This window comes from Pseudonocardia sp. ICBG1293 (genome assembly GCF_020131355.1).
Taxonomy (GTDB): Bacteria; Actinomycetota; Actinomycetes; order Mycobacteriales; family Pseudonocardiaceae; genus Pseudonocardia.
In genome coordinates this window covers 32,890-58,691 of the sequence record NZ_JAHLEL010000057.1, presented here as the reverse complement: position 1 = coordinate 58,691, position 25,802 = coordinate 32,890, and the positions used below count along the sequence as shown (strand labels likewise).

General features: G+C 73.2%; 22 protein-coding genes. 9 read left to right on the top strand and 13 right to left on the bottom strand.

Annotated elements, in window-relative coordinates:
- Window positions 1-46 precede the first annotated feature (46 nt).
- The 6 genes from gyrB to dnaA form a co-directional block, all read right to left on the bottom strand.
- Window positions 47-2,113, bottom strand: coding sequence for a DNA topoisomerase (ATP-hydrolyzing) subunit B (gene gyrB / locus KPF47_RS33125; protein ID WP_224392670.1), 2,067 nt, complete (start codon window positions 2,111-2,113; stop codon window positions 47-49).
- Between the two features lie 498 nt (window positions 2,114-2,611).
- The gene (locus tag KPF47_RS33120; RefSeq protein WP_308015561.1) at window positions 2,612-3,328 is read right to left on the bottom strand and encodes a DciA family protein; all 717 of its coding nucleotides are present in this window, start codon (window positions 3,326-3,328) and stop codon (window positions 2,612-2,614) included.
- Between the two features lie 57 nt (window positions 3,329-3,385).
- Window positions 3,386-4,573, bottom strand: a complete 1,188-nt coding sequence (gene recF, locus KPF47_RS33115; RefSeq protein ID WP_224392669.1) for a DNA replication/repair protein RecF — start codon at window positions 4,571-4,573, stop codon at window positions 3,386-3,388.
- A 64-nt stretch (window positions 4,574-4,637) separates the two neighbouring features.
- Complete coding sequence (gene gnd, locus KPF47_RS33110) at window positions 4,638-5,579, bottom strand: phosphogluconate dehydrogenase (NAD(+)-dependent, decarboxylating) (protein WP_224392668.1); 942 nt, start codon at window positions 5,577-5,579, stop codon at window positions 4,638-4,640.
- A 116-nt stretch (window positions 5,580-5,695) separates the two neighbouring features.
- The gene (dnaN, locus tag KPF47_RS33105) at window positions 5,696-6,850 is read right to left on the bottom strand and encodes a DNA polymerase III subunit beta (RefSeq protein ID WP_224392667.1); all 1,155 of its coding nucleotides are present in this window, start codon (window positions 6,848-6,850) and stop codon (window positions 5,696-5,698) included.
- Between the two features lie 1,043 nt (window positions 6,851-7,893).
- Window positions 7,894-9,639 (bottom strand): chromosomal replication initiator protein DnaA, encoded by a 1,746-nt coding sequence (dnaA, locus tag KPF47_RS33100; RefSeq protein WP_224392666.1) that lies wholly within the window; start codon window positions 9,637-9,639, stop codon window positions 7,894-7,896.
- A 504-nt stretch (window positions 9,640-10,143) separates the two neighbouring features.
- Between dnaA and rpmH the strand changes: the two genes are divergently transcribed.
- The 8 genes from rpmH to KPF47_RS33060 all read left to right on the top strand — a co-directional run bounded on the left by rpmH (window position 10,144) and on the right by KPF47_RS33060 (window position 15,521).
- Window positions 10,144-10,281 carry a 50S ribosomal protein L34 gene (gene rpmH / locus KPF47_RS33095; protein ID WP_020622600.1) on the top strand — a complete coding sequence of 46 codons (138 nt, stop codon included), beginning with the start codon at window positions 10,144-10,146 and terminating at the stop codon, window positions 10,279-10,281.
- Between the two features lie 27 nt (window positions 10,282-10,308).
- On the top strand, window positions 10,309-10,695 hold the full coding sequence (gene rnpA / locus KPF47_RS33090) for a ribonuclease P protein component (protein ID WP_208820459.1): 387 nt from the start codon (window positions 10,309-10,311) through the stop codon (window positions 10,693-10,695).
- Complete coding sequence (yidD, locus tag KPF47_RS33085) at window positions 10,692-11,102, top strand: membrane protein insertion efficiency factor YidD (RefSeq protein ID WP_308015560.1); 411 nt, start codon at window positions 10,692-10,694, stop codon at window positions 11,100-11,102. Before rnpA ends, yidD begins: the two co-directional genes overlap by 4 nt.
- 40 nt (window positions 11,103-11,142) lie before the next feature.
- Complete coding sequence (gene yidC / locus KPF47_RS33080) at window positions 11,143-12,270, top strand: membrane protein insertase YidC (protein ID WP_224392665.1); 1,128 nt, start codon at window positions 11,143-11,145, stop codon at window positions 12,268-12,270.
- Between the two features lie 112 nt (window positions 12,271-12,382).
- Window positions 12,383-12,913 carry a R3H domain-containing nucleic acid-binding protein gene (locus tag KPF47_RS33075; protein ID WP_224392664.1) on the top strand — a complete coding sequence of 177 codons (531 nt, stop codon included), beginning with the start codon at window positions 12,383-12,385 and terminating at the stop codon, window positions 12,911-12,913.
- Entirely contained in the window at window positions 12,910-13,584 is a 675-nt protein-coding gene (rsmG, locus tag KPF47_RS33070; RefSeq protein WP_224392663.1) for a 16S rRNA (guanine(527)-N(7))-methyltransferase RsmG, read from the top strand. The genes KPF47_RS33075 and rsmG overlap by 4 nt, the downstream gene beginning before the upstream one ends.
- A gap of 70 nt (window positions 13,585-13,654) precedes the next feature.
- Entirely contained in the window at window positions 13,655-14,548 is an 894-nt protein-coding gene (locus KPF47_RS33065; RefSeq protein WP_224392662.1) for a ParA family protein, read from the top strand.
- Between the two features lies 1 nt (window position 14,549).
- The gene (locus KPF47_RS33060; protein ID WP_224392661.1) at window positions 14,550-15,521 is read left to right on the top strand and encodes a ParB/RepB/Spo0J family partition protein; all 972 of its coding nucleotides are present in this window, start codon (window positions 14,550-14,552) and stop codon (window positions 15,519-15,521) included.
- A 2,504-nt stretch (window positions 15,522-18,025) separates the two neighbouring features.
- Here the strand turns inward: KPF47_RS33060 and KPF47_RS33055 are convergent.
- A complete protein-coding gene (locus KPF47_RS33055) occupies window positions 18,026-18,976 on the bottom strand; it encodes a D-alanine--D-alanine ligase (protein ID WP_224392660.1) in 951 nt (316 codons plus the stop codon).
- Window positions 18,977-19,062: 86 nt separating this feature from the next.
- Entirely contained in the window at window positions 19,063-20,433 is a 1,371-nt protein-coding gene (locus KPF47_RS33050) for a PLP-dependent aminotransferase family protein (RefSeq protein WP_224392659.1), read from the bottom strand.
- Between the two features lie 272 nt (window positions 20,434-20,705).
- Here KPF47_RS33050 and KPF47_RS33045 point away from each other — a divergent pair, with 272 nt between their 5' ends.
- Window positions 20,706-21,395: a GNAT family N-acetyltransferase gene (locus KPF47_RS33045; RefSeq protein WP_224392658.1), complete on the top strand. Its 690-nt coding sequence runs from the start codon at window positions 20,706-20,708 to the stop codon at window positions 21,393-21,395.
- An 86-nt stretch (window positions 21,396-21,481) separates the two neighbouring features.
- Here the strand turns inward: KPF47_RS33045 and KPF47_RS33040 are convergent, their stop codons facing one another.
- The 5 genes from KPF47_RS33040 to KPF47_RS33020 form a co-directional block, all read right to left on the bottom strand.
- Window positions 21,482-22,642, bottom strand: a complete 1,161-nt coding sequence (locus KPF47_RS33040; RefSeq protein ID WP_224392657.1) for an N-acetylmuramoyl-L-alanine amidase — start codon at window positions 22,640-22,642, stop codon at window positions 21,482-21,484.
- A 202-nt stretch (window positions 22,643-22,844) separates the two neighbouring features.
- Window positions 22,845-23,171 carry a thioredoxin gene (gene trxA, locus KPF47_RS33035; protein WP_224392656.1) on the bottom strand — a complete coding sequence of 109 codons (327 nt, stop codon included), beginning with the start codon at window positions 23,169-23,171 and terminating at the stop codon, window positions 22,845-22,847.
- A gap of 51 nt (window positions 23,172-23,222) precedes the next feature.
- Window positions 23,223-24,236 (bottom strand): thioredoxin-disulfide reductase, encoded by a 1,014-nt coding sequence (gene trxB, locus KPF47_RS33030; RefSeq protein ID WP_224392655.1) that lies wholly within the window; start codon window positions 24,234-24,236, stop codon window positions 23,223-23,225.
- 191 nt (window positions 24,237-24,427) lie between these two features.
- On the bottom strand, window positions 24,428-25,228 hold the full coding sequence (locus KPF47_RS33025) for a hypothetical protein (RefSeq protein WP_224392654.1): 801 nt from the start codon (window positions 25,226-25,228) through the stop codon (window positions 24,428-24,430).
- A complete protein-coding gene (locus KPF47_RS33020) occupies window positions 25,225-25,737 on the bottom strand; it encodes a sigma-70 family RNA polymerase sigma factor (RefSeq protein ID WP_224392653.1) in 513 nt (170 codons plus the stop codon). The genes KPF47_RS33025 and KPF47_RS33020 overlap by 4 nt, the downstream gene beginning before the upstream one ends.
- Window positions 25,738-25,802 lie beyond the last annotated feature (65 nt).

The following is a 25,802-nucleotide window of genomic DNA, read 5'->3' as shown; positions in this document are numbered from 1 at the left end:
GTCTCCTCGTGCAAAGTCATACGTCCGTCTGGATCAGATGTGTGGATCACACGTCCAGGAAGCGCACGTCCTTGGCGTTGCGGGTGATGAAGGACCGGCGGGACTCGACGTCCTCGCCCATGAGCACCGAGAAGAGCTCGTCGGCGGTGGCGGCGTCGTCCAGGCTCACCTGCAACAGCAGCCGGTTCGTCGGGTCCATCGTGGTCTCCCACAGCTCCTTGGCGTCCATCTCGCCGAGACCCTTGTAGCGCTGCACGCCCTGGTCCTTGGGGAGCTTCTTGCCCGCCGCGCGGCCGGCCTCGATCAGGCCGTCGCGCTCGCGGTCGGAGTAGGCGTACTCCGGTTCGGCGCCGCGGCCGCCCCACTTGATCTTGTACAGCGGCGGCTGGGCGAGGAACACGTGCCCGTTCTCGATCAGCGGGCGCATGAACCGGAACAGCAGCGTGAGCAACAGCGTCCGGATGTGCTGGCCGTCGACATCGGCGTCGGCCATCAGCACCAGCTTGTGGTACCGCAGCTTGGCGAGGTCGAAGTCGTCGTGGATGCCGGTGCCCATCGCGGTGATGATCGACTGGACCTCGGTGTTCTTGAGGACGCGGTCGATCCGGGCCTTCTCGACGTTGATGATCTTGCCGCGGATCGGCAGGATCGCCTGGTGCATCGAGTCGCGGCCGGCCTTCGCCGAACCGCCCGCGGAGTCACCCTCGACGATGTAGAGCTCGCAGCTCTCCGGGTCGCGCGAGCGACAGTCCGACAGCTTGCCGGGCAGGCCACCGATGTCACCGGCGCTCTTGCGCCGGACCAGCTCGCGGGCGCGGCGGGCGGCGAGCCGGGCCTGGGCCGAGGAGACCGCCTTGGTGACGATCGTCTTGGCCTCGGTGGGGTTGCGCTCGAACCAGTCGGCGAGCCACTCGTTGGACACGCGCTGCACGAACGACTTGACCTCGGTGTTGCCGAGCTTGGTCTTGGTCTGGCCCTCGAACTGCGGCTCGGAGATCTTCACCGAGACGATCGCGGCGAGGCCCTCGCGGATGTCGTCGCCGGACAGCGCCGGGTCCTTCTCCTTGATGAGCTTCTTGTCCCGGGCGTACCGGTTGACGGTCGCGGTCAGCGCGTGGCGGAAGCCCTCCTCGTGGGTGCCGCCCTCGTGCGTGTTGATCGTGTTCGCGAAGGTGTAGACCGACTCGGAGTAGCCCGAGTTCCACTGCATCGCGACCTCGACCTGGTGGCCGGGGCCCTCGCCGGTGTAGCTGACGATCTTGCGGTGGATCGGGTCCTTGGACTTGTTCAGGTGCGCGACGAAGTCCTCCAGCCCGTTCGGGTAGTGGAAGACGTACTCCTTGGGCTTGGCCTCGTAGCCCTCGGCGTCCGGCTCGGAGTCCGCGTCGGCCTCGGGCACCGGGGCCTCGATCGGGTTCCCGTCCTCGTCGACCACGTCCGACGACGGGATGCCGGCCGGCTTCTCCGGGCGCCGCTCGTCGCGCAGGACCATGGTGAGGCCCTTGTTCAGGAACGTCTGTTCCTGCAGCCGGCGGCGGATCGTCTCCAGCGTGTAGCTGGTCGTCTCGAAGATCGTGGGGTCGGCCCAGTAGGTGATCGTGGTGCCGGTGTCGGACTTCTTCGTGGTGCCGGCCTCGATCAGCTCGCCGGGCTTGGCGTGGTCGTAGTGCTGCTTCCAGACCACGCCGTCCTTGCGGACCTCGACGTCGAGTGCCGTCGACAGCGCGTTCACGACCGAGACGCCGACGCCGTGCAGACCACCGGAGACCGCGTAGGACTTGTCGTCGAACTTGCCGCCGGCGTGCAGGCTGGTGAGGACGACCTCGAGGGTCGGCTTCTTCTCGGTCGGGTGCATCTCGACCGGGATGCCACGGCCGTCGTCCTCGACCCGGACCCCGCCGTCGGCCTGCAGGGTCACGACGACCTTCGTGGCGTGACCGGCCATCGCCTCGTCGACCGAGTTGTCCACCACCTCCCAGATCAGGTGGTGCAGGCCCCGCTCACCGGTCGAGCCGATGTACATGCCGGGCCGCTTGCGGACCGCCTCCAGGCCCTTGAGGACCGTGATGGACGACGCGCCGTAGGCGTTGCTCGCTGCCTTGTCGGAAGCCACGGATAGCTGCTTCTCCTCGCCACGTGAACCGCCCACCCCTCGCGCGCACCACCGGTGCGACGACGACGGAGCGGTTCCACCGACCGGGCGCTCGGGTCATGTCTTCAGGAGCCACCCGGGAATACCTCTCGATCCTACCCGTCGGGACCGACGGAAAGGCGGGAAGGATCCACCTGGAAGCGCCACAGACGGGCGAACGGCGTCCGGTGCGGGATCGGACGTGCCCCCACGGCGCCGAACGGATCGGCGGCCGTGTCATCCCGCGCTCACCGGCGACGAGAGCACCGGGCCCGCCCCACGGCAGCTCCCCACCCGATCCGGGCCCCCGCACGCGTCCGTGACGCCGTGACGCGTCCGCAACGTGAGCAGCCCCCGGCGCGTACCCCCGTTCCGCCGCCTCCGGGGGTCACTCCGGCAGCGCTCCGGGCCACGACGGTGACACCGGGAGCACGACCGGGCGAGGGCGCGGCGGGCCGGACGGGGCCGCGGGACGGGTGCTCAGCCGTAGGTGTCGCGCGGTCCGCGGCCGCGGACGTGGCGTGGGCCGTGCCGCCAGCTCGGCCCGCTCGGTCCGACCACCCGGATCCGGCGCACGACGTCCGGGCCGACCGCGGCGGCCAGCCGGGTCAGCAGCTGCCGCTGCAGGGTCCGCAGCTGGGTGGCCCACGCCGTGGACTCCGCCTGCAGGGTCAGCTCGCCGTCGCGCAGCGAGACGGGCGTGCAGTGGTCGGCGACGTCCGGGCCGACCAGCTGCGGCCAGCGGCCGAGCACCGTCGCGTCGGTCAGCCGGTTCGACCAGCCGCGGTCGACCGACACCCGCGACACCAGGCGTCCGAACGGCTGCGGGTCCCGGTCGTCGGGCCCCGACCCCGACCAGCGACGCCGGCGTCCCCGCCCGGAGACCACGCGCAGCTTGGGCCGGTCGGCCTGGGCCCGCTCCTCGGCCTTGCGGGCCGACGCCTCACGGGCCGCGCGCAGCGCCTCGCGGGCGAGGTCGGCCCCGCGCAGGTTCGCCCGGTCACCGGCGAGCAGGTCGCCCTGCTCCCCCGGGACACCGCCGCCCGGGACGTCCGCGCCCGTGACCGCGTCGTGACCCGGACCGGTGTCGCGTCCGTCCCCAGGCCCGGGACCGTCGGTGCCCGGTCCGCGCCGCCCTGTCCTCCGATTACCGGTTCCGGAACGACGTCCGTCCCCCGGTCGGTCCGAGTTATCCACAGTATCCACAGCCTTGTCCCCAGAGTGCCGTGATGCGTTCGAGACCGGCCGGGGCGATCACGCGGGCACCTCGCCGTCGCGGCTCACCGTCCGGTCGCCGACGGCGAACCGGACGCCGTCGAGCTCCGCCGGGACGTCCTCGGCCACCGCGGCGGTCACCAGGACCTGCTCGGCGCCGGCCACCAGACCGGCCAGTGCCCGGCGGCGGGCCGAGTCCAGCTCGGCGAAGACGTCGTCCAGCACGAGGACCGGCTCGACGTCGTCGGCGTGCAGCAGGCGGTAGGACGCCAGCCGCAGCGCCAGCGCGAACGCCCAGGACTCGCCGTGGCTGGCGTAGCCCTTCGCCGGCCCCTCGCCCAGCGCGAGGTCCAGCTCGTCGCGGTGCGGGCCGACCAGGCAGACCCCGCGCTCGACCTCCTGGGACCGCACCTGCGCCAGGCGCTCGAGCAGCAACGCCTCCAGGTCCCCGCTCGACGACGGCAGCTCCGCGACCCCGGCCGTCCCGAGGCTGGACCGGTAGTCCAGCCCGATCGGGTCCGACGACGGCGCGATCGCGGCGAACGCCTCGCGGGCGTAGGGCGCCAGCGCGACGACGAGCTCGCGCCGCCCGGCCAGCAGTGCAGCGCCGGTCCGGGCGAGGTGGCCGTCCCAGACCTCCAGCGTCGCGAGGTCGTCGGGCAGCTCCGGGTCGGTCGCCACCGGCGCCCGGGACCGGCCCCGTGCCCCGCGCAGCGCCGGTTTCGCGGACTTGAGCAGGGCCGAGCGCTGTCGCAGGACCTTGTCGTAGTCGGCGCGGACGCCGGCGTAGCGCGGGAACCGCGCGACGAGCAGCTCGTCGAGGAAACGCCTGCGCTCCGACGGGTCGCCCCGCACCAGCGCGAGGTCCTCCGGCGCGAACAACACGCTGCGCAGGATCCCCAGGATGTCGCGGGGCCGCGAGACCGGTGAACGGTTGACCCGGGCCCGGTTCTGCTTCCCGTTGTTGATCTCCAGCTCGATACCGAGCTTCCGGCCGTGGTGGTGGACCTCGCCGCGGACGACGGCCTGCTCCGCCCCGCGCCGGATCAGCGGTGCGTCGGAGGACACCCGGTGCGACCCGAGACTGGCGAGGTAGCCGATCCCCTCGACCAGGTTGGTCTTGCCGACGCCGTTGGACCCGACCAGCACGGTCACGCCGGGGTCGAGCTCCAGCTCGGCCTCCGGCCAGGACCGGAAGTCGGTGACCGAGAACCGCCTGAGGTACACCGCGTCGTCGACCTCCCCACCCGGATCGGTGCTGCTGGGTTCGGTGCCGGCCCGGAGGCCGGGGTCAGTGGGTGGAGCCGCCGCCGGACGACGGGCCCGCTTTGTCACCGGGGGCGCCCGCCGGCCCGGCCTTCTTCACCGCGTGCCCGCCGAACTGCTGGCGCAGCGCGGCGACGGCCTTCATCGCGGGCGACTCGGCCTGCCGGGAGGAGAAGCGGGCGAACAGCGCCGCGGAGATGACCGGGAGCGGTACCGCGTGCGCGATCGCCTCCTCGATCGTCCAGCGGCCCTCTCCGGAGTCGTCCACCCAGCCCTCGAGCTGGTCGAGGCTGGGGTCGTCCTTGAGCGCGTCGACCAGCAGGTCGAGCAGCCAGGAGCGGACGACGGTGCCGCGCGACCACGCCTGGATGACCCCGGGCACGTCGGTGACCAGCTCGCTGGCCTCCATCAGCTCGAAGCCCTCGGCGTAGGCCTGCATCAGGCCGTACTCGATGCCGTTGTGCACCATCTTCGCGAAGTGACCCGCGCCGACCGGTCCGGCGTGCGCGAAACCCTCCTCGCGCACCCCGTCGGGGCGCAGCGCGTCGAAGATCGGCATGGCACGCCGGATGTGCTCGGGCTCGCCGCCCGCCATCAGGCCGTACCCGTTGTCCTTGCCCCAGATGCCGCCGGAGACACCGCAGTCGACGTAGCCGATGCCGTGGGCGTCGAGCAGGGCGGCGTTGGGCTGGTCGTCGGTGTAGCGGGAGTTGCCGCCGTCGATGACCAGGTCGCCCGGCTCGAGCGTGGTCGCCAGCGTCGCGACCGTGTTCCGGGTCGGCTCACCGGAGGGCACCATGACCCACACGACGCGCGGCGCGGCCAGCGCTCCGGCGAGCTCCGCCAGCGAGGCCACGTCGCTGACCTCCGGACGGGGGTCGTACCCGACCACCTCGTGTCCGGCGGCGCGCAGCCGCTCCCGCATGTTGCCGCCCATGCGGCCGAGTCCGATCATGCCGATCTGCACGGCAGAGGCCCCCTTCGCGTCCGTGCCGCCGGCATGCCCCGCAGGGCGCCGGTGGCCCTCGTCGATCACACCGGGGAGGAGTCTTCCCCGTCGCCGGGGCGACCGCCCGGCGGGGGTCAGCCCGGCAGCCGCACCGGCATCAGCAGGTGCAGGTAGCCGGACTTCTCCGGCGACGGCGCCTCGCCGGCGTCGTCGGTGGCGGGCTTGGGCACCGGGCGGACCAGCGCGGGCCGGTTCGGCGTGGTGAACGTCAGCTGGGCGCGGTCGGTGTGCAGCGCGCCCAGCGCGTCGAGCAGGTAGCCGGGGTTGAACGCGATCGTCAGCGGGCTGCCGTCGAGCGCGCAGGGCAGCTCCTCCTCGGCGGACCCGACGTCGTCGCCGCCGGCGGCCAGCCGCAGGCCGTCCTCGCCGAACTCCATCCGGATCTGGGCCACCCGGTCCGCGACGAGCGAGACCCGCTTGATCGCCTCGACCAGCAGCGCCACGTCGAGCTCGGCCGCGGTCGTGTGCTCGGCCGGGATCAGCTGGCGGAAGCGCGGGAACTCGGCGTCGAGCAGCCGGCTGGTCGACCGGCGGCCGCCGCCGGTGAGGCCGAGCATCCCGTCCCCGGCCGACAGCGCGATCTCCACCGTGCCGGACCCGGCGAGGGTCTTGGCGACCTCGGCCAGGGTCTTGGCCGGGATCAGCACCGCCGTCGAGATCGAGGCGTCCTCGGGGGACCACTCGAGCTCCCGGACGGCGAGCCGGAACCGGTCGGTGGCCGCCAGCGTGAGCTGCGCCCCCTCGATCTCGAGCCGGATGCCGGTCAGCATCGGGAGCGTGTCGTCGCGTCCGGACGCGACGGCGACCTGCGCCACGGCGGCGGCGAGGGCGTCGGCGGCGATCGACCCCGCCCGCTGCGGCATCTCGGGCAGCTGCGGGTAGTCCTCGACCGGCATGGTCGGGAGGCTGAACCGCGAGTTGCCGCAGTTGATCGTGGCGCGTGACCCGTCGACGGTCAGGTCGACCGGCTTGGAGGGCAGCGCACGCGTGATGTCGGCCAGCAGCCTGCCGGAGACGAGCGTGCGGCCCGGCTCCCCGACCGTCGCGTCGAGCTCGACGCGGGCCGAGGTCTCGTAGTCGAAGCCGGACACGGTGAGCTTCTCGCCGGACTCGCCGTCGGACTGGATCAGGACCCCGCCGAGCACGGGCACCGGCGGACGAGCCGGGAGGCTGCGCGCCACCCAGGCGGCCGCGTCCGCGAGGACGTCGCGTTCGACCCGGAACTTCATCTGGAGACCTTCCCCGGTAGCGCCCGGTTCGGACCACGGCGCGGGGCCGGGACGTCGACGGGACGGCGGTGCTGCGGCGGACCGGTTCCTCCTCCGGGGCCGGCCGGCTCGTGGGCCCGGAGCGGGCTGCGGAGCGGAGTGGCCGGAACGGGATCGGGAACCGGGGTTCGCCGGGACGCTCACGGTAGAGCCTCGCCCCGACAGTTTCCACGCCACCCCGGCGCTCGTCGGGTGTCCCCGTTCGTGACCCCCGTCCGGGGGTCGGTCCACACAGGTGTCTTCAGGAAGAAGAGATAGAGAGAGATAAACCGTCGTAGTACTAAGTCCTGTGCACAGTGTGGATGGGTCGCATCCGTGCTGGTCAGCAGGCCGCGTCGGCTGGGGACGTACCGGTGGGGGCACCCGTTGACAGGTCCGGGGAGCGGTGGACCGAGGGCGTCGGCGGCCGTCCGTCCCCGGTTCATCCCGGGTTCACCACAGAGTTGTCCACGGATTCCGGGCGATCCGTCCACGGGCCTGCGGCGGTCCATCCACAGAGTTGTCCCCAGATGTGGGTGGAAACGTGGTGGATCGTGGACCCAGGGTGACCGCGGGCACAGACCGTTCGGCACTCCCGCGTTGCGCCATGAACCCACAGACGTCCCACCCGTCACAGGACTGTCGACGGAGCGTGACCGGGGGGTGGGCGCAAGCGATCACCGGGACGAGTGGCGAAGCGCCGAGTGCCCATTACCGGACGACGAACGGGAGCGGTGGGACCGACACGCGGGTGATGCCGCGCCCGACCCGATCGGTACCGCTCCGGTGGGCCCGGACGGCACGGACGTCCGCGGGGACGGGGGTGCCGATCGCCCCGGGTCGGCCCGGAACGCGCCGCAGCGGCGATCTGGGAGCCGTTGCCCCTGTGGGTTGCGCGGGATCGGTCCCGGTGCGGGCAGTGACCACGTCGACCGGGGTCCCGGCTGGTCACGGCGACGCCGGCCGGGCTGTGGAGAAGCGGCGCGGCCGGTGGACAACCCGCGTCGGCGGGTCGCGGACGCAGGTCAGTGCCGGGCGCGCAGCTTGATCCGCGCCGTCAGCTCCTGCACCTGCTCGAAGGTCTTCCGCCGGAGCGAGATCTCGTTGCGGATCTTCTTGTCGGCGTGCATGACGGTCGTGTGGTCCCGGCCGCCGAAGGTCTGTCCGATGCGCGGCAGCGACAGGTCGGTCAGCTCACGGCACAGATACATGGCGATCTGGCGGGCCTGGGCGAGCGCCTTGGTCTTGCCCGGCCCGGACAGCTCGTCGAGCGTGAGGCCGAAGAACTCGGCGGTGACCGCCATGATGGTCGGCGCGGTGATCTCCGAGGCGGCGGAGTCGGGGATGAGGTCGCGCAGCACGATCTCGGCGAGCTGGGTGTCGACGGCCTGCCGGTTCAGCGACGCGAACGCCGTGACCCGGATCAGCGCGCCCTCGAGCTCGCGGATGTTGCGCTCGATCCGCTCCGCGATGAACTCCAGGACCTCACCGGGGACGGCGAGCCGGTCCTGCGCGGCCTTCTTCCGGAGGATCGCGATCCGGGTCTCCAGCTCGGGCGGCTGGATGTCGGTGATCAGCCCCCACTCGAACCGGGTCCGCATCCGGTCCTCGAGCGTCTCGAGCCGCTTGGGCGGACGGTCGGAGGACACCACGATCTGCTTGTTCGCGTTGTGGAGGGTGTTGAAGGTGTGGAAGAACTCCTCCTGCGTCCCCTCCTTGCCCTCCAGGAACTGGATGTCGTCGACCAGCAGCACGTCGACGTCGCGGTAGCGCCGCTGGAAGGCGACCTTGCGGTCGTCGCGCAGGGAGTTGATGAAGTCGTTGGTGAACTCCTCGGTACTGACGTACCGGACCCGCATCCCGGGGAACAGCCGCTGGGCGTAGTGCCCGACGGCGTGCAGCAGGTGGGTCTTGCCCAGCCCGGACTCGCCCCAGATGAACAGCGGGTTGTACGCCCGCGCCGGTGCCTCGGCCACCGCGACCGCGGCGGCGTGGCTGAACCGGTTCGACGCACCGATGACGAAGGTGTCGAAGGTGTAGCGCTCGTTGAGCCGGGTCTGCGACCGCGGCGCGACCGGGTCGCCCGCCTGCGGTGCGGTGTAGGCGGGCCAGGCGGTCTGGCCGTCCCGTGTCCCGTGCTCCGGCCGGCCGGTGGACTGCGGCGCCCAGCCGCCGGAGGACGACGGTGCCGGCTCGGCCGACCAGCCGCGGTCGGTCCCGGCGGCGGCGTCGTCCTCGGCACGGCGGGACCCGCCCGCGGCGCCGTCGTCGGCGGTCCGGGGTGCAGGGCCCCCGTCGTCGGCGGGGGCGTGCCCGTGGGCCTGCTGCGCGGGTGCGGGACGGTCACCGCGGTCCCCGCCGGTCCCCGGAGCCGGGTCGTCGCCCGGACGGTCCCCGGTCCCGGTGTCGCGGACGCTGTCCCCCGCGCTCACGCCGCGGTGCATGCCGAACCCGGGTGGGTCGGGGACCTCGGTGCCGCCGGAGGCCGCGGAGGCGTCGACGACGACGGCGAGGTTGACCGCCACGCCGAGGTGGCGACCGAGGGCGTCGCTGATCGGCCGGCGCAGGATCCGCTCGATGGCGTCCTTCGCGAACTCGCTGGGCGCCGCGAGCAGCGCGGTGCCGTCGAGCAGGCCGAGGGGGCGGGTCAGGCGGAGGAACGCACGCTGCTGCGGGGAGAGGGCGGGTGTGCCGGACTCGACCGACGCGCCGGAGAGATCGGCGATGACCCGGTTCCAGACCGCGCCGAGATCGCCCGGCTGGTCGGTCATCCGCGTTTCCCCCTCCCGATGGGCCGCCGTCGGCGACTGCTCCCCCCCGGGAGCACTGGCGGTGAGCCGTCCGGACGCACGGACTCGGCCTCAGGGGCGATGTATCCCCAGAGTTGTCCACACTTGTGCGTAAAGGTACGCAGCAGGCCTCGGCCGGTGCGCATCGGGGCGCCGGCCGTCGGTCGTGCGGAGGTCTCGGTCGGGGTGCGGGCTGTCGTGACCCACCCGCCGGTCCCGGGCGGGGTCGGCGACGCTAGCAGCAGCCCGCGCGGCGGCCGTCCGGCGGGGTCACGGCGCCCGGTGGGGGCGGTTTGACCCCCTCGAAACCCGCTGCGTACCCTTGACGACCGGACACCTGGTCGGATGGGCGTGTCACGCCCGTCGAACGCGACTCTCCGCTTCTCCGCGGTGCGTGGCGTGGCCGGTGGCCCACGAACCCGAGCCAGTGACCGTAGAGATCTCGGCGTCGCAGGACGCCTGCGAACCGCCGACCAGGAGCCGACCGTGAGCAAGCGTACTTTCCAGCCGAACAACCGCCGCCGGGCCAAGACGCACGGCTTCCGGCTGCGCATGCGCACCCGCGCCGGCCGCGCGATCCTCGCCGCGCGCCGTCGCAAGGGGCGCGGCAACCTCTCGGCCTGACGGCCGGCGCCCCCACCGGCCCGCGCCGTGCTGCCGGCACACGCCCGGCTCACCCGCCGGCCCGAGTTCGCCTCGACGATCAGGCGCGGACGACGCGCCGGCCGGTCGAGGCTGGTGGTGCATCTCGACCTGACCCGCCCCGGCGGCGTGCCCGAGCACGCCTCGCCGAGGGCGGGTTTCGTCGTGAGCAAGGCCGTGGGCAACGCCGTGGTCCGGCACCGGGTGTCCCGGCGGCTGCGGCACCTGGTCGCGGACCGGCTGACGGCGCTGCCCGCCGGCGCCGCACTCGTCGTCCGTGCGTTGCCGCCCGCCGGTGACGCCTCGTCCGCCGAGCTGGCGGCCGACCTCGACTCCGCACTGCGCGCGGCGCAGCGGCCGCGCCGTCCGCGCCCGGCCGCGGACGGCCCGCGATGAGCACGCCCCGTGACACGGCCCGGACCGGTGAGGAGGCCCCGATGGACGACGGGCAGGCCCCCGGTCCCCGGCCCGGCGTCGGCGCGCGCGCCGCGATGGCGGCCGTGCGCTGGTACCAGGTGTGGATCTCCCCGAACCTGATGCCGAGCTGCCGGTTCCACCCGAGCTGCAGCGCCTACGCGGTCGAGGCGTTCCAGGTGCACGGCCTCGTGCGCGGCCTCGGCCTCACCGTGTGGCGCTTGCTCAAGTGTGCTCCGTGGCACCCTGGCGGGTGGGACCCGGTGCCGCCGCGCCGCAGGCGCAGCGACGGGGTCCCGCACAGCGGCACCGAACCCGATCCCGGGCCGGAGCAGACGTCCATCGACCCGCACCGGACCGAAGGCCTCTCACGCGGTACGGACCGCTGACCCGCGGGCCCCGCCCGAGACCACGAGGAGCAACGCAGCAGTGCTGGACTTCATCTACTACCCCGTCAGCTGGATCATGTGGGTCTGGCACAAGGTCTTCGGCTTCGTGCTGGGCGACGACAACGGGTTCGCCTGGGCGCTGTCGGTCGTGTTCCTCGTCTTCACGCTGCGCGTCATCCTCTACAAGCCGTTCGTCGTGCAGGTCCGCTCCATGCGCAAGATGCAGGAGATGGCCCCGGAGATGCAGAAGCTCCGGAAGAAGTACGCGAACGACCGCCAGAAGCTCGCGACGGAGATGCAGAAGCTCCAGCAGCAGAACGGCGCCAACCCGCTGATGGGCTGCCTGCCCATCCTGGTGCAGATCCCGGTGTTCATCGGTCTGTTCCACGTGCTGCGCGAGTTCAAGCCGGGCAAGACCGAGAACTACGTCTTCAACGCGGCCGAGAACGCGTCGTTCGTCGACTCGAGCCTGTTCGGCGCGAAGCTGGGCTCGGCCGTGTGGCCGCTGCAGAACACTGCGTCGGTCGCCGAGCTCGGCGGGAACCTGGTCTCGCAGTGGATCGTGATGATCCCGCTGATGATCGCGGCGGGCATCTTCACCCACATCACCGCACGCCACTCGGTCGCCCGCCAGCAGGCCCAGATCGCCGCCGGCACCGTCGCGGCGAACCCGCAGGCCGAGATCATGCAGAAGCTGATGCTCTACGTGTTCCCGATCGGCGTCGTCGTCGGTGCGCCGTTCCTGCCGCTCGCGGTCCTGTTCTACTGGGTCGCCAACAACCTGTGGACGCTCGGCCAGCAGTACGTCGTCTACCGCAAGATCGACGCCGAGGAGACGGACAAGGCCGAGAAGGCCACCGAGTCCGCGAAGGCCCGCGCCCCGCGCCCCGGCCAGAAGCCGATCCGCGACGCCCGCCGTGGTACCGCCGAGGACGTCCGCGAGATCGCCGACGAGCCGATCCAGCAGGCCGAGGAGGAGGCCGCCGAGGCGGCGTCCGGGTCCCGCGCCACCGGATCCGACGGCGCCTCCGCCGACACCGGCACGGCAGGCACCGGCGCGGCCCGCAACGGAAACAGCAACGGGAACGGCAACGGGCAGAAGAAGCCCGGGGCGAAGCCGGTGCAGAAGCGCCCGGGTGCGAAGGCCCGGCGCGGTAAGCGCCGCTGACGGTCCCGCACCACCCCGAGAGACCCGGCGCGTCCCGCCGGCCCCGGCGGACCCCACCGCCGCGCGGGCCCGGGCGCGGCCGACCGCGAACCGTTCACGAGAGGAGTTGCGCGTGCCCACCACCGCCAAGGAGCCCGCCGAGGGTCCGGACGTGCAGGACAAGCCGTCCGGCGAGAGCCTGCTGATCCAGGAGGGCGACGTCGCAGGTGACTACCTGGAGCGCCTGCTGGACATCCTGGACTACGACGGCGACATCGACCTCGACGTCGAGGGCGGCCGCGCCATCGTCAGCATCGAGGGCGCCGAGGACGACGACGACCTGCAGAAGCTCGTCGGCGACAAGGGCTCGGTGCTGGAGAGCCTGCAGGAGCTGGCCCGGCTCGCCGTCCAGCAGCAGCTGGGCAGCCGTAGCCGTCTCATGCTCGACATCGCCGGCTGGCGGCGGCAGCGCCGCGACGAGCTGACCGCGCTCGGCCTGGAGACCGCCGAGGAGGTCAGGACCAGCGGCGAGTCCGCGCGGCTGCGGCCGATGACGCCGTTCGAGCGCAAGGTCGTGCACGACGCCGTCGCCACGGTGAAGGGCGTCGTCTCCGAGAGCGAGGGCGAGGAGCCGCGCCGCCAGGTCGTGGTCCACAAGAAGTGACCACCTCCCCCATCCCGACCCCGGAGGTCGCGGAGAAGGTGTTCGGCGACCGGACCGGGCTGGCCGTCCGCTACGTCGAGCACCTCGCGACCTCCGGGACCGAACGCGGGCTGATCGGCCCGCGCGAACGGGACCGGCTGTGGGACCGGCACGTCCTCAACTGTGCGGTCCTCGGGGAGGTCGTCCCCGCCGATGCCCGGGTCGCCGACGTCGGCTCGGGCGCGGGGCTGCCCGGCATCCCGCTCGCGCTGGCCCGGCCCGACCTGCAGATCGTGCTCATCGAGCCGCTCGCCCGTCGCGTGGAGTGGCTGGACGAGGTGCTGACCGATCTGTGCCTGGACATCGTCGTCGAACGGGGGCGTGCCGAGGAGCGGCCCGTTCTGCGACGATGGGAGGGGGCCGACGTCGTCACCGCCCGGGCCGTCGGACCGCTGGCCCGGCTCGCGGGCATCTGCCTGCCGCTGCTGCGGCTGGGGGGTGCGATGCTGGTACTGAAGGGCGCCTCCGCCCCGGACGAGATCGCCCGCGACGCCGCGGCGGTCCGTGCGCTCGGAGGGGGCGAGCCCCGGATCCACGAGACCGGAGCCGGTGTGGTCGATCCGCTGACCACGGTGGTCGAGATCCCGCGGACCGGCGCGCCCCGCCGCAACCGGAGGAAGGAACGGCGATGATGGGTGCCGGAGCGCCGTTTCACGTGGAACACCGACCGGGCACGAACCGTCCAGGAAGCGAGGGTCGCGCATGAGTGCCGGATGGACCCCCATCGCGGACGAGGCCGAGCGGGCCGCACGCGTCCTGCACCCCGACCGGCACGGCATGCCCCGCCCCGCCGCGCGCCGCGTCATGGGCGTCGCGAACCAGAAGGGTGGGGTCGGCAAGACGACCAGCACCGTCAACCTCGCCGCGGGGCTGGCCCTGCACGGGATCCGCGTGCTGGTGATCGACCTCGACCCGCAGGGCAACGCGTCCACCGCGCTGGGCGTCGAGCACCGCACGGGAACGCCGTCGGTGTACGAGGTGATGCTCGGCGAGATCCCCCTCGAGGAGGCCGTCGCGGTCAGCACCGCGTCGCCGAACCTGCTCTGCCTGCCGGCCACGATCGACCTGGCCGGCGCCGAGATCGAGCTCGTCAGCATGGTCGCCCGTGAGTCCCGGCTGGCCCAGGCGCTCAACGACGAGACGCTGTCCCGGCTCGACGTCGACTACGTGCTCATCGACTGCCCGCCGTCACTGGGCCTGCTCACGGTCAACGCGCTCGTCGCGGCGTCCGAGGTGCTCATCCCGATCCAGTGCGAGTACTACGCGCTGGAGGGTCTCGGGCAGCTGCTGTCCAACATCGACCTCGTCCGGTCGCACCTGAACACCTCGCTGCACGTCTCGACGATCCTGCTGACCATGTACGACGGCCGCACCAAGCTCGCCGACCAGGTCACCTCCGAGGTCCGCCAGCACTTCGGCCCGACGGCGCTGCGCACGGTCATCCCGCGCAGCGTGAAGGTCTCCGAGGCCCCCGGCTACAGCCAGACGGTGCTCGCCTACGACCCCGGCTCCCGCGGCGCGATGAGCTACATCGACGCGGCCCGTGAGATCGCCGAGCACGGGGCGAGCGGCGCCTACCGCCCGGACGGTCACTGAGATGGCCGAGCGCAAGGGCGGACTGGGACGCGGCCTCGCCGCGCTCATCCCCACCGGACCGCCCGAGTCCGGTGCCCGGCCGGGCACCGGCGGTCCCGGCGCACCGCTGCACCGTCCGGCGCCCGCCGTCCAGCGCGAGGACCACGATCCCGAGACCGCGGTCGTCGACGGCGGTGCCGAGTACCGCGAGATCCCGCTGCGGCGGATCGTGCCCAACCCCAAGCAGCCCCGTCTGCAGTTCGACGACGAGCAGCTCGCCGAGCTGGAGCACTCGATCCGCGAGTTCGGTCTGCTCCAACCGATCGTGGTCCGGCGCTCCGGGGTCGACTACGAACTGATCATGGGTGAGCGCCGCTGGCGCGCCGCCCAGCGCGCCGGGCTCGAGACCCTGCCCGCGATCGTCCGGCACACCGCCGACGACGTGATGCTGCGCGACGCGCTGCTGGAGAACATCCACCGCGTCCAGCTCAACCCGCTCGAGGAGGCCGCCGCCTACGAGCAGCTGCTCGCCGAGTTCGGTGTCACCCACTCCGAGCTCGCGGACCGGCTCGGGCGCAGCCGCCCCGTCGTCACCAACATGATCCGGCTCCTGAAGCTGCCGGTCTCGGTGCAGCGCCGGGTCGCCGCCGGCGTGCTGTCGGCCGGGCACGCGCGCGCCCTGCTCGGTCTCGAGGACGCCGGGCAGCAGGAGGACCTCGCCACCCGGATCGTCGCCGAGGGCATGTCGGTCCGCGCGACCGAGGAGGCCGTCGTGCTCGCGCGCCACACGGGACCGCCGCAGGAACGCCGGGCCCGTCGTCGCGGCGAGCAGCGCCCGGAGTTCGTCGAGCGTGCCGACCGGCTTGCCGACATGTTCGACACCCGGGTGAAGGTCGAGATGGGTCAGCGCAAGGGACGGATCGTCGTGGAGTTCGGGTCGGTCGAGGATCTCGACCGGATCACCGGGCTGATGGGGATCAGCGAGCGCGACTGACCGCACGGATCTCCCGCCCCCGACGGCCGCCGTCCACCCGGACGGCGGCCGCGGTCGTTCCTCGGGTGTCCGGACGTTCTCCGGTTGCAGCGCGGTACGGGCGATCTGAGGGCGCGTTGAGACGGCCGTTGCGGGGTCGGCGACAGTGTTCGCTGATGGGGAGGCCGGGCAGGGCTTTCGTCGGCCCTGTCGGCTCCTCAGGGGCGGATCGGCACCTGAGGGTGGCGGTCGACGGGGTCAGACCCTTCCAGAGCTCGCGATCGATCGTCTCGGTCATACGTACGTATGAATTCGGCACCGCGACGCGGTGCGCAGCGTGCGATCCGGGGCGGCCGTGCCCTTCGGCGGTGGGGGCCGGGCGTGTGCGGTGGTTCGGCAGCGGGGCCCACCCGGCGTCGGCGGCGGCACCGGTGCGAAGGGGTCTCGTCGCCGTGGTGCCGTCGGGGCGGTCCGTGCGGCGGGGATCGCGGGACCGCTCGCGTGGTGGTCCGTGCCCCCGCTGCCCTGTCCGGTGACCGACCGCGCGTCGCGGCCGGGTGTGCGCCTGCATCCGAGACGGCCGCGCCGTCCCGGTCGATGCACCTCGTGGCTCCGACGCCCCCGGGAGACGGCGGGAGCCCTCCGGGTGGTCTCGACCGCGGGCCCGGTGGTGGCCGGGTAGAGGACCCAGGGCGACGCACCGCGTGGTGTTCCACGTGAAACCGGGACCTCCGTGTCGGGCACCGGAGGTCACCGGCCCCGGGCCGGGCCGGCGGCATCAGGCGAGGAACACGCGACGTGCCGTCCCGTGGTGTGGGCGTTCGGCGTGGGTGGATCGGCTGTGTCCTGCCGTGGCCCCAGTGCTCCCGAGCGCCCGGCCGCAGCGCGCGTGGTGGATGTGGTGGCCGGACACCGGGCGCGGGGTGCCACCCGTCGGCGCCGGGCGCGGCGGAGGGGGAACCGGCGCCGACCGGATCGCGTCCGGCGGCCGCGGACAGCGGCTCCGCCGCCGCGCACGTCGTCCTCGGGGCGGGTCGTGGCCGTGGCGCCCGGAGCGGTTCCCCATCGGGACCGTCGCACTCGGGCGGGGCGCTGTGTGTCCCCGCGGCAGCGGAGCGGTCTCCGGGTGCGAGTCGTGGCGGTCGGGGTCGCGATGGCGTCCGGGGCCCGGGGCGGGACGCCGGGCCCCGCCCGGTCCGCAGCGGTGCCGGGTCCGCCTGCCGAACACTGCCGCTCCGAGAGGGCATCCCGCTCGCCGCGGCAGGACCGGCACCGGGCGAGGGCCCGCTCGGCGGACGACACGCCGGCGGCGTGTCCTGACGTGCGTGCCTCGCACTGCAGGCGGCAGCCAGGTCGCCCGCACGACGTGTTTCACGTGGAACACCACCGTGCATCCCGGCGGACCGCGGCGTTCGCGCTCGTCGCGGACCAGTGGCCGACGTGCACTGTGTCGGGGGTGGCGACACCTCCGGGTAGCTCCGGGTCCGGACCTGCGAGCAGGCGCAGCTGGTCGTCGACGCAGCGGGTGCCGTGATCGTCGGCGGCGCGGCTCCCGCCGCCCCGGGACCCGTCCCGTACCGCCCGTGCCGCCGAGGTGATCGTGCCCGGCTCCCGGGTGAATGGGTACTCCCGGCCGGTCCGGCTCGCCCGGCACGGCCGGTCCCCTGCTGTCGGCGTGCCGACCCGGGCTCGGAGCGTTCTCCCACCCGGCCCCTCCCCCGCGTCCCGGGCGGGAAGGTGGGGCGGCCGACCGTCGTCCGTCACGGATCCGTCGGCGCGTGCCGTCCGCCGGCCCGCCCGGTCAGGATCGCCGGTCCCGCGACGACGCCCCGGGATCGGGCGGATGTCCTGGCCGGGCGCCTGCTGTCGCCGCCCTGAGCGGGGAGACGACGACCGCACGCCGCACCGCGTCCCCGCCCCGTCGGACCGATCGGGGTGCACGGGGTCGGAGGTGGACGTCCGTCGGTGCTCGGAGCTCTCCGGCCGGACACCGGCCCGGCGACCCGGCCGATCGGGATCGGGCCCGGCGCGGGTGGACGGCGCTCCTGCGCATGCCGTGAGACCTCGCCGGAGTGTTATCTCAGCCGGCGCACGGGACCCGATCGCCGTCGATCCATCACCACGCGTCGCTGCGAGGAGCCCTGCGGCCTCCGGACGGCCTGCACGGGACCGATCCGAGCACCCCGGTGTCGGACCGGTGAGGCGGGAGCCGAGGCCCGCCGGGCCGGACGGCGCCGCCCCCGAGCGGCCGGCCACCGTCCCGGCGCCACTCCGCCCGCGACCGTCCGAGGCGGAGCGGCTGCGCCCGACCGTCGGGTGCGTGGTGCTCGGCCGGCTCCCGTGACGTCGCGACGACGGACGGGGAGGAGTGGGCCCGGGACTGCCCACCCCGCGGCATCCCTCCCTCGGTGACGGGCCAGGGGGTCCGCTCCGGGAGCCGGGGCGGGAGTCCCGGTCCGGCGACGGCGCACGCGGCGGGTGTTCCACGTGGAACCACAGCGGTGTGGTTCCACGTGGAACATCGCTCAGCCCTGTCGTGCTGCCGCGCGCTCGACCAGCGCCTGGTACACCGTCGCGAGGTCCGATCCGTCCGCGGCGACCGCGGTCGGCAGCAGCGAGGTGTCGGTCAGTCCCGGGGACACGTTCATCTCCAGCACGTGGACGTGCCCGTCGGTGTCGACGATCGCGTCGGTCCGCGACACGTCGCGCATACCCAGCAACCGGTGCGCGGCCAGCGCGGTCTCGGCCAGCGCGTCGAGGACGTCCGCGGGCAGCCGAGCCGGGCAGTGGAAGGTCGCGGCTCCGGGGGTGTAGCGGGAGGTGTAGTCGTAGAACCCGGACGGCACCTCCACCTCAACCGGAGGCAGCGCTCGGGCCCGCTCCCCGTCGTGGACGACCGACACCGCGACCTCGGTCCCGGCGACGAACTGCTCCACGAGCACCGTCTCGGCGTAGGCGAAGCAGCTCACCATCGCCGCCGGGAGATCCGATGCCTCCCGCACCACCTGCACCCCGAGCGCCGAGCCACCCTGGTCCGGCTTCAGCACGAGCGGAAGCCCCAGGCGCTCGACGATGGCCCCGAGGACGCCCTGGGCGCCGAGCTCGCGGAACGTCGAGTGCGGCAGCGCGACCCAGTCCGGTGTCGACAGGCCCGCGCGGACGAGCTCGGTCTTCACGCTGGGCTTGTCCCACGCCCGCCGGCAGGCGCCGGACGGTGTCCCGACGAACGGGATGCCCAGCAGCTCCAGGACCTGCTGCACCGCGCCGTTCTCCCCCTCGCCCCCGTGCAGCGCGACGGCCACCGCGTCCGGCCGGTCGGTCGACAGACGCTCCAGCAGGCGGGAGTCGACGTCCCACTCGCGGACGTCGACTCCGTTCGCGCGCAGTGCACCAGCCAGCCGACGACCGGATCGCAGGGACACCTCACGCTCGTGGGACAGGCCTCCGGCCAGTACGGCCACCGTTCGATCGCTCACCCGGGCATTCTGCGCCATGAACGGGAACGCCCCGGACCGGGAGCCGGTCCGGGGCGTTCCACGTGAAACATCGACGCCGTCGCGCCTCAGGTCGTGTCCGGCGACGGGCTCTGGGTCCCCCGGGTCAGCCCGGGCCGGGCCGGTGTCCCGAACGTCCGCACCACGTCCATCTCGGCCTCCAGCACCGCCGCCAGCCGCCGCACGCCCTCGGTGATGCGCTCGGGCGTCGGGAAGCAGAACGACAGCCGCAGCTGCCTGCTGCCGAACCCGTCGGCGTAGAAGCCGGTGCCGGAGGCGTAGGCGACCCGGGCGGTGACCGCGCGGGGCAGCATCGCCTTGGTGTCGACGCCCTCCGGGACGGTCAGCCACACGAAGAAGCCGCCGTCGGGGACGTTCCACGTGCAGCCCTCGGGCAGGTAGGTCTCCAGCGCGGCGAGCATCGCGTCACGGCGCTCGCGGTAGTTCTCGCTGAACGTCTTGATCTGGCTGCGCCAGTCGTGGTGCGACAGGTAGCGCGACACCAGCATCTGCGTGAACGACGGCGGGCACAGCGTCGCCGACTCCGCCGCCAGCACCAGCCGGTCCCGCACCAGCGGGGGCACCAGCGCCCAGCCGACGCGCAGGCCGGAGGCGAACGTCTTCGAGAACGACCCCAGGTACAGCACGTCCGGGTCGTACGAGCGCAGCGCCGGGTGCACCTCGCCGTCGAACCCGAGCATCCCGTACGGGTTGTCCTCGACGACCATCACGCCGTAGCGACGGCACAGTTCCAGGATCCGCGGACGCCGTTCGTGTGCCAGTGTCACGCCGGCCGGATTGTGGAAGTTCGGGATCGTGTACAGGAACTTCGGGACGATCCCGCGCCGGGACAGCGACTCCAGCGCCTCGTGCAGCAGCTCCGGGACCAGTCCGTGCTCGTCCATCGCGACGTGCACGACCTGCGCCTGGTAGGCGGCGAAGCTGCCCAGCGCGCCGACGTAGGACGGGCCCTCGGCGAGGACGACGTCCCCCGGGTCGACGAAGATCCGGGTCAGCAGGTCGAGGGCCATCTGCGACCCGACGGTGACGACGACGTCGTTCGGGTCGGCCTCGATGCCCTCCTCCCGCATGACCTCGCAGATCTGCTCACGCAGCTGTGGGACCCCCTGGGCGGAGCCGTACTGCAACGCGGACATGCCGTCGGTGTCGACGAGCTCGGCGACCTCGCGGGCCAGCGACTGGAGCGGCAGCGCCGCGAGGTTGGGCATACCGCCGGCCAGCGACACGACCTCGGGCCGGCTCGCGACCGCGAACAACGCCCGGATCTCCGACGCCGTCATCCCGGCCGTCCGGGTCGCGAAGCGCTCGGTGGGGGCGAGCGGGACCACGGCCCCCTCCCCTGCCGCCGCTGCCTGCGCGGCCGCCGCGGCCGCGGAACGGCGGACGTCGGGCTGCTGCGGGCGGTCGGGCAGGGTCATCGCATGCTCCTCTGCGAGGGGAAACGGCTCGCCGAGTGTAACCGCGACGGGTGATCGCCCTGCCCTTCGTCGTGACGTTCGTACCGGTGGGCCCTTACGGGGTGCCGGGATCGTGGAAATCCACCTAGTCTCGGGCTGCGCGGGTCCGGAAGGACCCGGGGGCGGCCAGGGGGACGGTCGCTCCGGCGCCGGGGTCGGGGCCACGCCCTGACGGGCCGGACCGTGCAGCAGCGCGTGCACCGCGCGACGACGACATCCGGAGGTCGGATTCCGTGTCCTGGCACGTTGCCGCGCTCAACCTCGACAACCTCGGCGATCTGCCGAAGCGCTGTCGGAACTGTGTCTACTGGGAGCTCTCGCCCCAGCCGGCCGACCAGGCCGAGGAGTACGGCACCACCGATCTGGAGAAGGAGGCCTGGCTGTCGGAGGTGCTCCTGGAATGGGGCTCGTGCGGCCGGGTCGTCTACGTCGGCGGGGCGCCCGCCGGGTACGTGCTGTTCGCGCCGCCGGCCTCGGTCCCCCGCGCCACCGAGATGCCGACCGGCCCGGTCAGCGCCGACGCCGTCCTGCTGACCACGATGCAGGTGGCCCCGGAGTTCGCCGGGGAGGGGCTGGGCCGGGCACTCGCCCAGGCCGTCGTGAAGGACCTGACCCGGCGCGGGGTCAAGGCCGTCGAGGCGTTCGGCGACGCCCGACCCGGCACCGAGGCCGACTGTGTGGTCCCCGCGGACTTCCTGCGGTCGGTCGGATTCAAGACCGTCCGCCCGCACCACCGCTGGCCGCGGCTGCGGATGGAGCTGCGCTCGGGGCTCGAGTGGAAGTCCGACGTCGAGGCCGCGCTCGAACAGCTGTTCAACACGGTGACGATCCCGATGCAGACCACGGCGCCCCGGCCGACGGCCACCCCGGTGCGTGCGGGGTCCTGCCAGCTCTCGTTCGTACCAACCGCAGGGACGATCTGAGGGCGCTCTGAGCGGCCCGTGAGCGGCTCGTCCCACCCGGCCCCGGGTCATGGGGCCGGGCGTGGACCTCGGCGCCGTGAGGGGCCTCAGACGGCCCGGATCTCGTCCCTGCCGTACTCGCGGGCCAGCACGTCGTTGAAGGTGAACGTGCCGGTGGGCTGGTCGTCCTGTCCGAGCAGGTACAGGCGCTTGACGGCGACGAGGATGCCCTCGGCGACGACGTCGCGGAAGCCGGGGTCGAGCAGCTTGCGCCGGTCCCCGAGATGGGTCAGGTAGCCGACCTCGACCCGCACCGCGGGCATCCGGGTCCGGCGGACGAGCTCCCAGGTGCAGGTCTGGCTGCGGCAGTCGAGCATCGAGGTGCGGGTGAGCAGCTCGCGCTGGATCAGCCCGGCGAGCGCCTCGCCGACGTTCGAGGTCGTGCCCGACCCGTTGCCGAAGTAGTAGGTGGCCAGTCCCTGGGCGTGCGGGCTGAAGCTCGCGTCGGTGTGCAGCGACACGACGAGGTCGGCGCCCACGTCGTTGGCGAACTGCGCGCGCTCGCCGTCCGGCGGGTTGCCGTTCTCCGGACGGGACAGCAGGGCCTCCATGCCGGTGGCCGACATGCGTCCGACGACGCGCCGCGCGAGATCCCACATCAGGTCGGCCTCGGTGACCCCGCCGACGTCGACGCCGCGGTCGTGTCCGCCGTGGCCCGGGTCGATGACGATGCGCTTGCCACGCATCCGCGGGCCGGCACGGCGCAGCAGCTCCTGCTCACGCATGAGGTGCGGACGGCCGCCGGTGACCTTGCGGCCGAGCTGGCGCAGCGCACGCAGCGTCTCCGGGCCGCAGACGCCGTCGGGGGTCATGCCGTAGTCCCGCTGGAAGCGGATCAGGGCCTGCTCGGTCTGCTGGTCGAACAGCCCGCTCGGGCGGCCCGGGTTGTACCCCAGCTCGAGCAGACGCTCCTGCAGGTGGGCGACGTCGTCGCCGGTGGTGGGGGTGGAGAGGGTGAACGACAGCATCCGGTCGCCGAGGCTCCAGCCCGCCTCCCGCAGCGCGCGGGCGGTGTCCGGGCCGACGATGCCGTCGGTGATGAGCCCGCGGCCCTGCTGGAACATGCGGACGGCGCGGTCCACGCCGTCGTCGAACATGTCCTGAGCGCGCGAACCCGGCGGAACCGCCGGGAGCAGACCGAGCTGTCCCAGCGTCGTCCGGATCTCGCGTACGGCCGGACCGCAGTCCCCGCGCCGGAGCAGCTGCATGCACCCCTCGCTCGCAGTCGTGAGGCGCCGTGCGGCGCCCGTGATCAGTCGGTTCCGCCCGGTGACCGGACGCGTACCGGACTCATTGTGCCCTGCGTGGTCCCCGAAGGAGTGCAGCGGGGCGGATACGCGCGTGTCCCGGTTGTGATCAACCGGGACACGCAGCGTGATGTCGGTGCGCTACACGGCGCACGGACAGTGATCAGATGTGGTCGGACAGGTCGGCGAGGAGAGCCGCCTTCGGCTTCGCGCCCACGATCTGCTTCACCGGCTTGCCGCCGGAGAACAGGATCATGGTCGGCACCGACATGACCTGGTAGTCGCGGGCGACCTCCGGGTTGGCGTCGATGTCGAGCTTGGCGACGGTCAGCTTCTCGGAGTTCTCGCCTGCGATCTCGTCCAGGACCGGGGCGACCATCTTGCACGGGCCGCACCAGGTGGCCCAGAAATCGACGAGGACGGGCTTGTCGCTCTTGAGGACGTCCTGGTCGAACGAGCTGCTGGTGACGTCGACGGTGTTGTTGCCCATGGGGTTCTCCTTCGATCGCGGTGCGGATCTGTCGGGTGGCCGGTCGGGCCGTCAGTGCGCGGCGTCGGCGACGGCGGCCGCCGGGGCGGTCTCCTCCGAGCCGTAGCCGCCACCGGCCAGCTCGGAGCTGACCTCGTGGCCGGCCAGCCAGCGCTCGGCGTCGATGGCGGCCGAGCAGCCGGAGCCGGCGGCGGTGATCGCCTGGCGGTAGGTGTGGTCGACCAGGTCGCCGCAGGCGAAGACGCCCGGGACGTCGGTGTAGGTGGTACGTCCGTCCACCGTCACGTAACCCTCGTCGTCGACGCCGACCTGGCCCTTCACCAGCGCGCTGCGCGGGTCGTGCCCGATCGCGACGAACATGCCGGTGACGTCGAGCGTGTCGGTCTCGCCCGTCACGGTGTCGCGCAGCTGCAGCTGCTTGACCGAGCCCTCACCGGTGACCTCGGTGACCTCGGTGTTGGTGCGCCAGCGCATCTTCGGGTCGTTCCGTGCCCGCTCGTACATGATCTTCGAGGCGCGGAACTCGTCGCGGCGGTGGATCACGGTGACGGTCTCGGCGAAGCGGGTGAGGAAAGTGGCCTCCTCCATCGCCGAGTCGCCACCGCCGATCACCGCGATGTTCTGGTCGCGGAAGAAGAACCCGTCACAGGTGGCGCAGGAGCTGACCCCGCGGCCGAGCAGCTCCTGCTCGCCGGGGACGTGCAGGTAGCGCGGTGCGGCACCCATCGCGAGGATCACGGCACGGGCGCGGAAGGTCTCCTTGCCGACCCGCACCTCCTTGACGTCGCCGTCGAGGCTGACCTCGTCGACGTCCTGCGGGCGCAGGTCCGCGCCGAAGCGCTCCGCCTGGCCGCGCATCTGCTGCATGAGCTCGGGGCCCATGATCCCTTCGGTGAAGCCCGGGTAGTTCTCCACCTCGGTCGTGGTCATCAGGGCGCCGCCGAACTGGCTGCCCTCGAACACGAGCGGGGCGAGCTGGGCCCGCGCGGCGTACACCGCAGCGGTGTAGCCGGCCGGCCCGGACCCGATGATGATCAGGTTGTGCACCGTGTCGTCGGTGGTCACCGGTACCGATCCCTCCTGGCACGCCCGGGCGACGGGCGCGATGACGGGGCCTGCGGGTGCCGGCCCGGATGGCCGGCTCCTGCGTCGTGGCTGCCGTATGGCTCGAACGCGATCCTAGACAGGGGCATTCCCGCTCGTCGGTGCCGTCGAACGTGCGGGGTGTGATGCCGGTGTCGCCGGCGCCCGGCGGGTCAGCCGGTGGTGGTCTCCGCGAGCACCCGTGCCGATCCCGGGCGGCAGTCCGGGGGGACGACGACGTGCCGGTAGCGGCCGCGTTCCGGTGCACCGAGGACCAGCAGGACCGCCCGCCCGCCGTCGACGGTGTGCGGACGGACGGCCAGCAACGGCGCGTCCGGCCGGGGGTCGCCGGCGGCGGCGAGGCAGGCCCGCACCCGGGCGGGCTCGTCGAGCGCCCCGACGGGCGTGGGGGCTGCCGCCGCGGCGGACCGGAGCTCCTCGGGGGTGGTCCCGGCGACCGGGACGACCTCCGGCGCGGTGGGCGCGAGTGCGGACGCGCCGACCCCGGCGACGACGAGTGCCGCCGCGGCGATGGCGAGTGCTCGCCACGGGGTGCGGCGGACGCCGGTGGCTCCGCGGCGTGCCGTCCTCCCCCGGCCGGGCCCGGGTGCGCCGATGCCCGACGTCGGTGTGCCGGTGCCCTTCGGTGTGCCGGTGCCCGACGGTGTGCCGGGGCGCGTCGGCGGGCAGGTCTCCGACGGTGTGCCGGTGGTCGACGGTGGGCGGGCGGCCGCCGACGCCCCGAGCTGCTCCGGTCCGGGAGCTCCCTGTGGCACCTCCGCGAGGAGCCGCGCCCGCATCCGGGCCGCCACGTCGTCGGGCATCACCACCGGCCCGAGCTCGCGGGCGACCTGCGCCCCGACCTCGGCGAATCCGTCATCGTCGAGATGACACGAAGCAGCTAGGGACCCGTACTCGTCGTCCTGACGGTTACCGCAGGACGTGTTGTCGTCGAACTGCTGAGAACCACTCATCCCTCGTCCTCCCGCAGCACGGGGGCCAGCCGTGCCCGCGCACGGGCCCGGCGGCTCTTCACCGTCCCCGGCGCCACCGCCAGCATCTCCGCCGCCTCCGCGACGCCGTAGCCCAGCCCGTCGACGAGCACCAGCGCCGCCCGCTGGTCGACCGGGAGCAGCGCCAGCGCGTCGGACACGGCGAGCCGTACCACCAACCCGCCAGCGTGCTCCCGGGCCGCGACGACGGCGCCCGGCGCCCGCAGCCGGTCCCGCCGGCGCCCGGCCGCGCGGAGCCGGTCGACGCAGTCGTTCACGACGATCCGGTGCAGCCACGTCCCGGTCGCGGCGTCACCGCGGAACCCGGGTGAGCGCAGCGCGGACAGGAACGCCTCCTGCACGGCGTCCTCGGCCTCGACCGGGTCGCCGAGCATCCGCAGGGCGACCGACCAGAGCCGGTCGGCGTACGTCCGGAACATCTCGTCCAGGTCGGGCGGGGCCCGGTCCGGGATCCGGTCGACGGTGGTCACCCGCGCACGGTAGGCAGCGGGCCCGGGGGCGCGCGGGTGTTGCCGGGCCGGTCCGTCGCGATCGC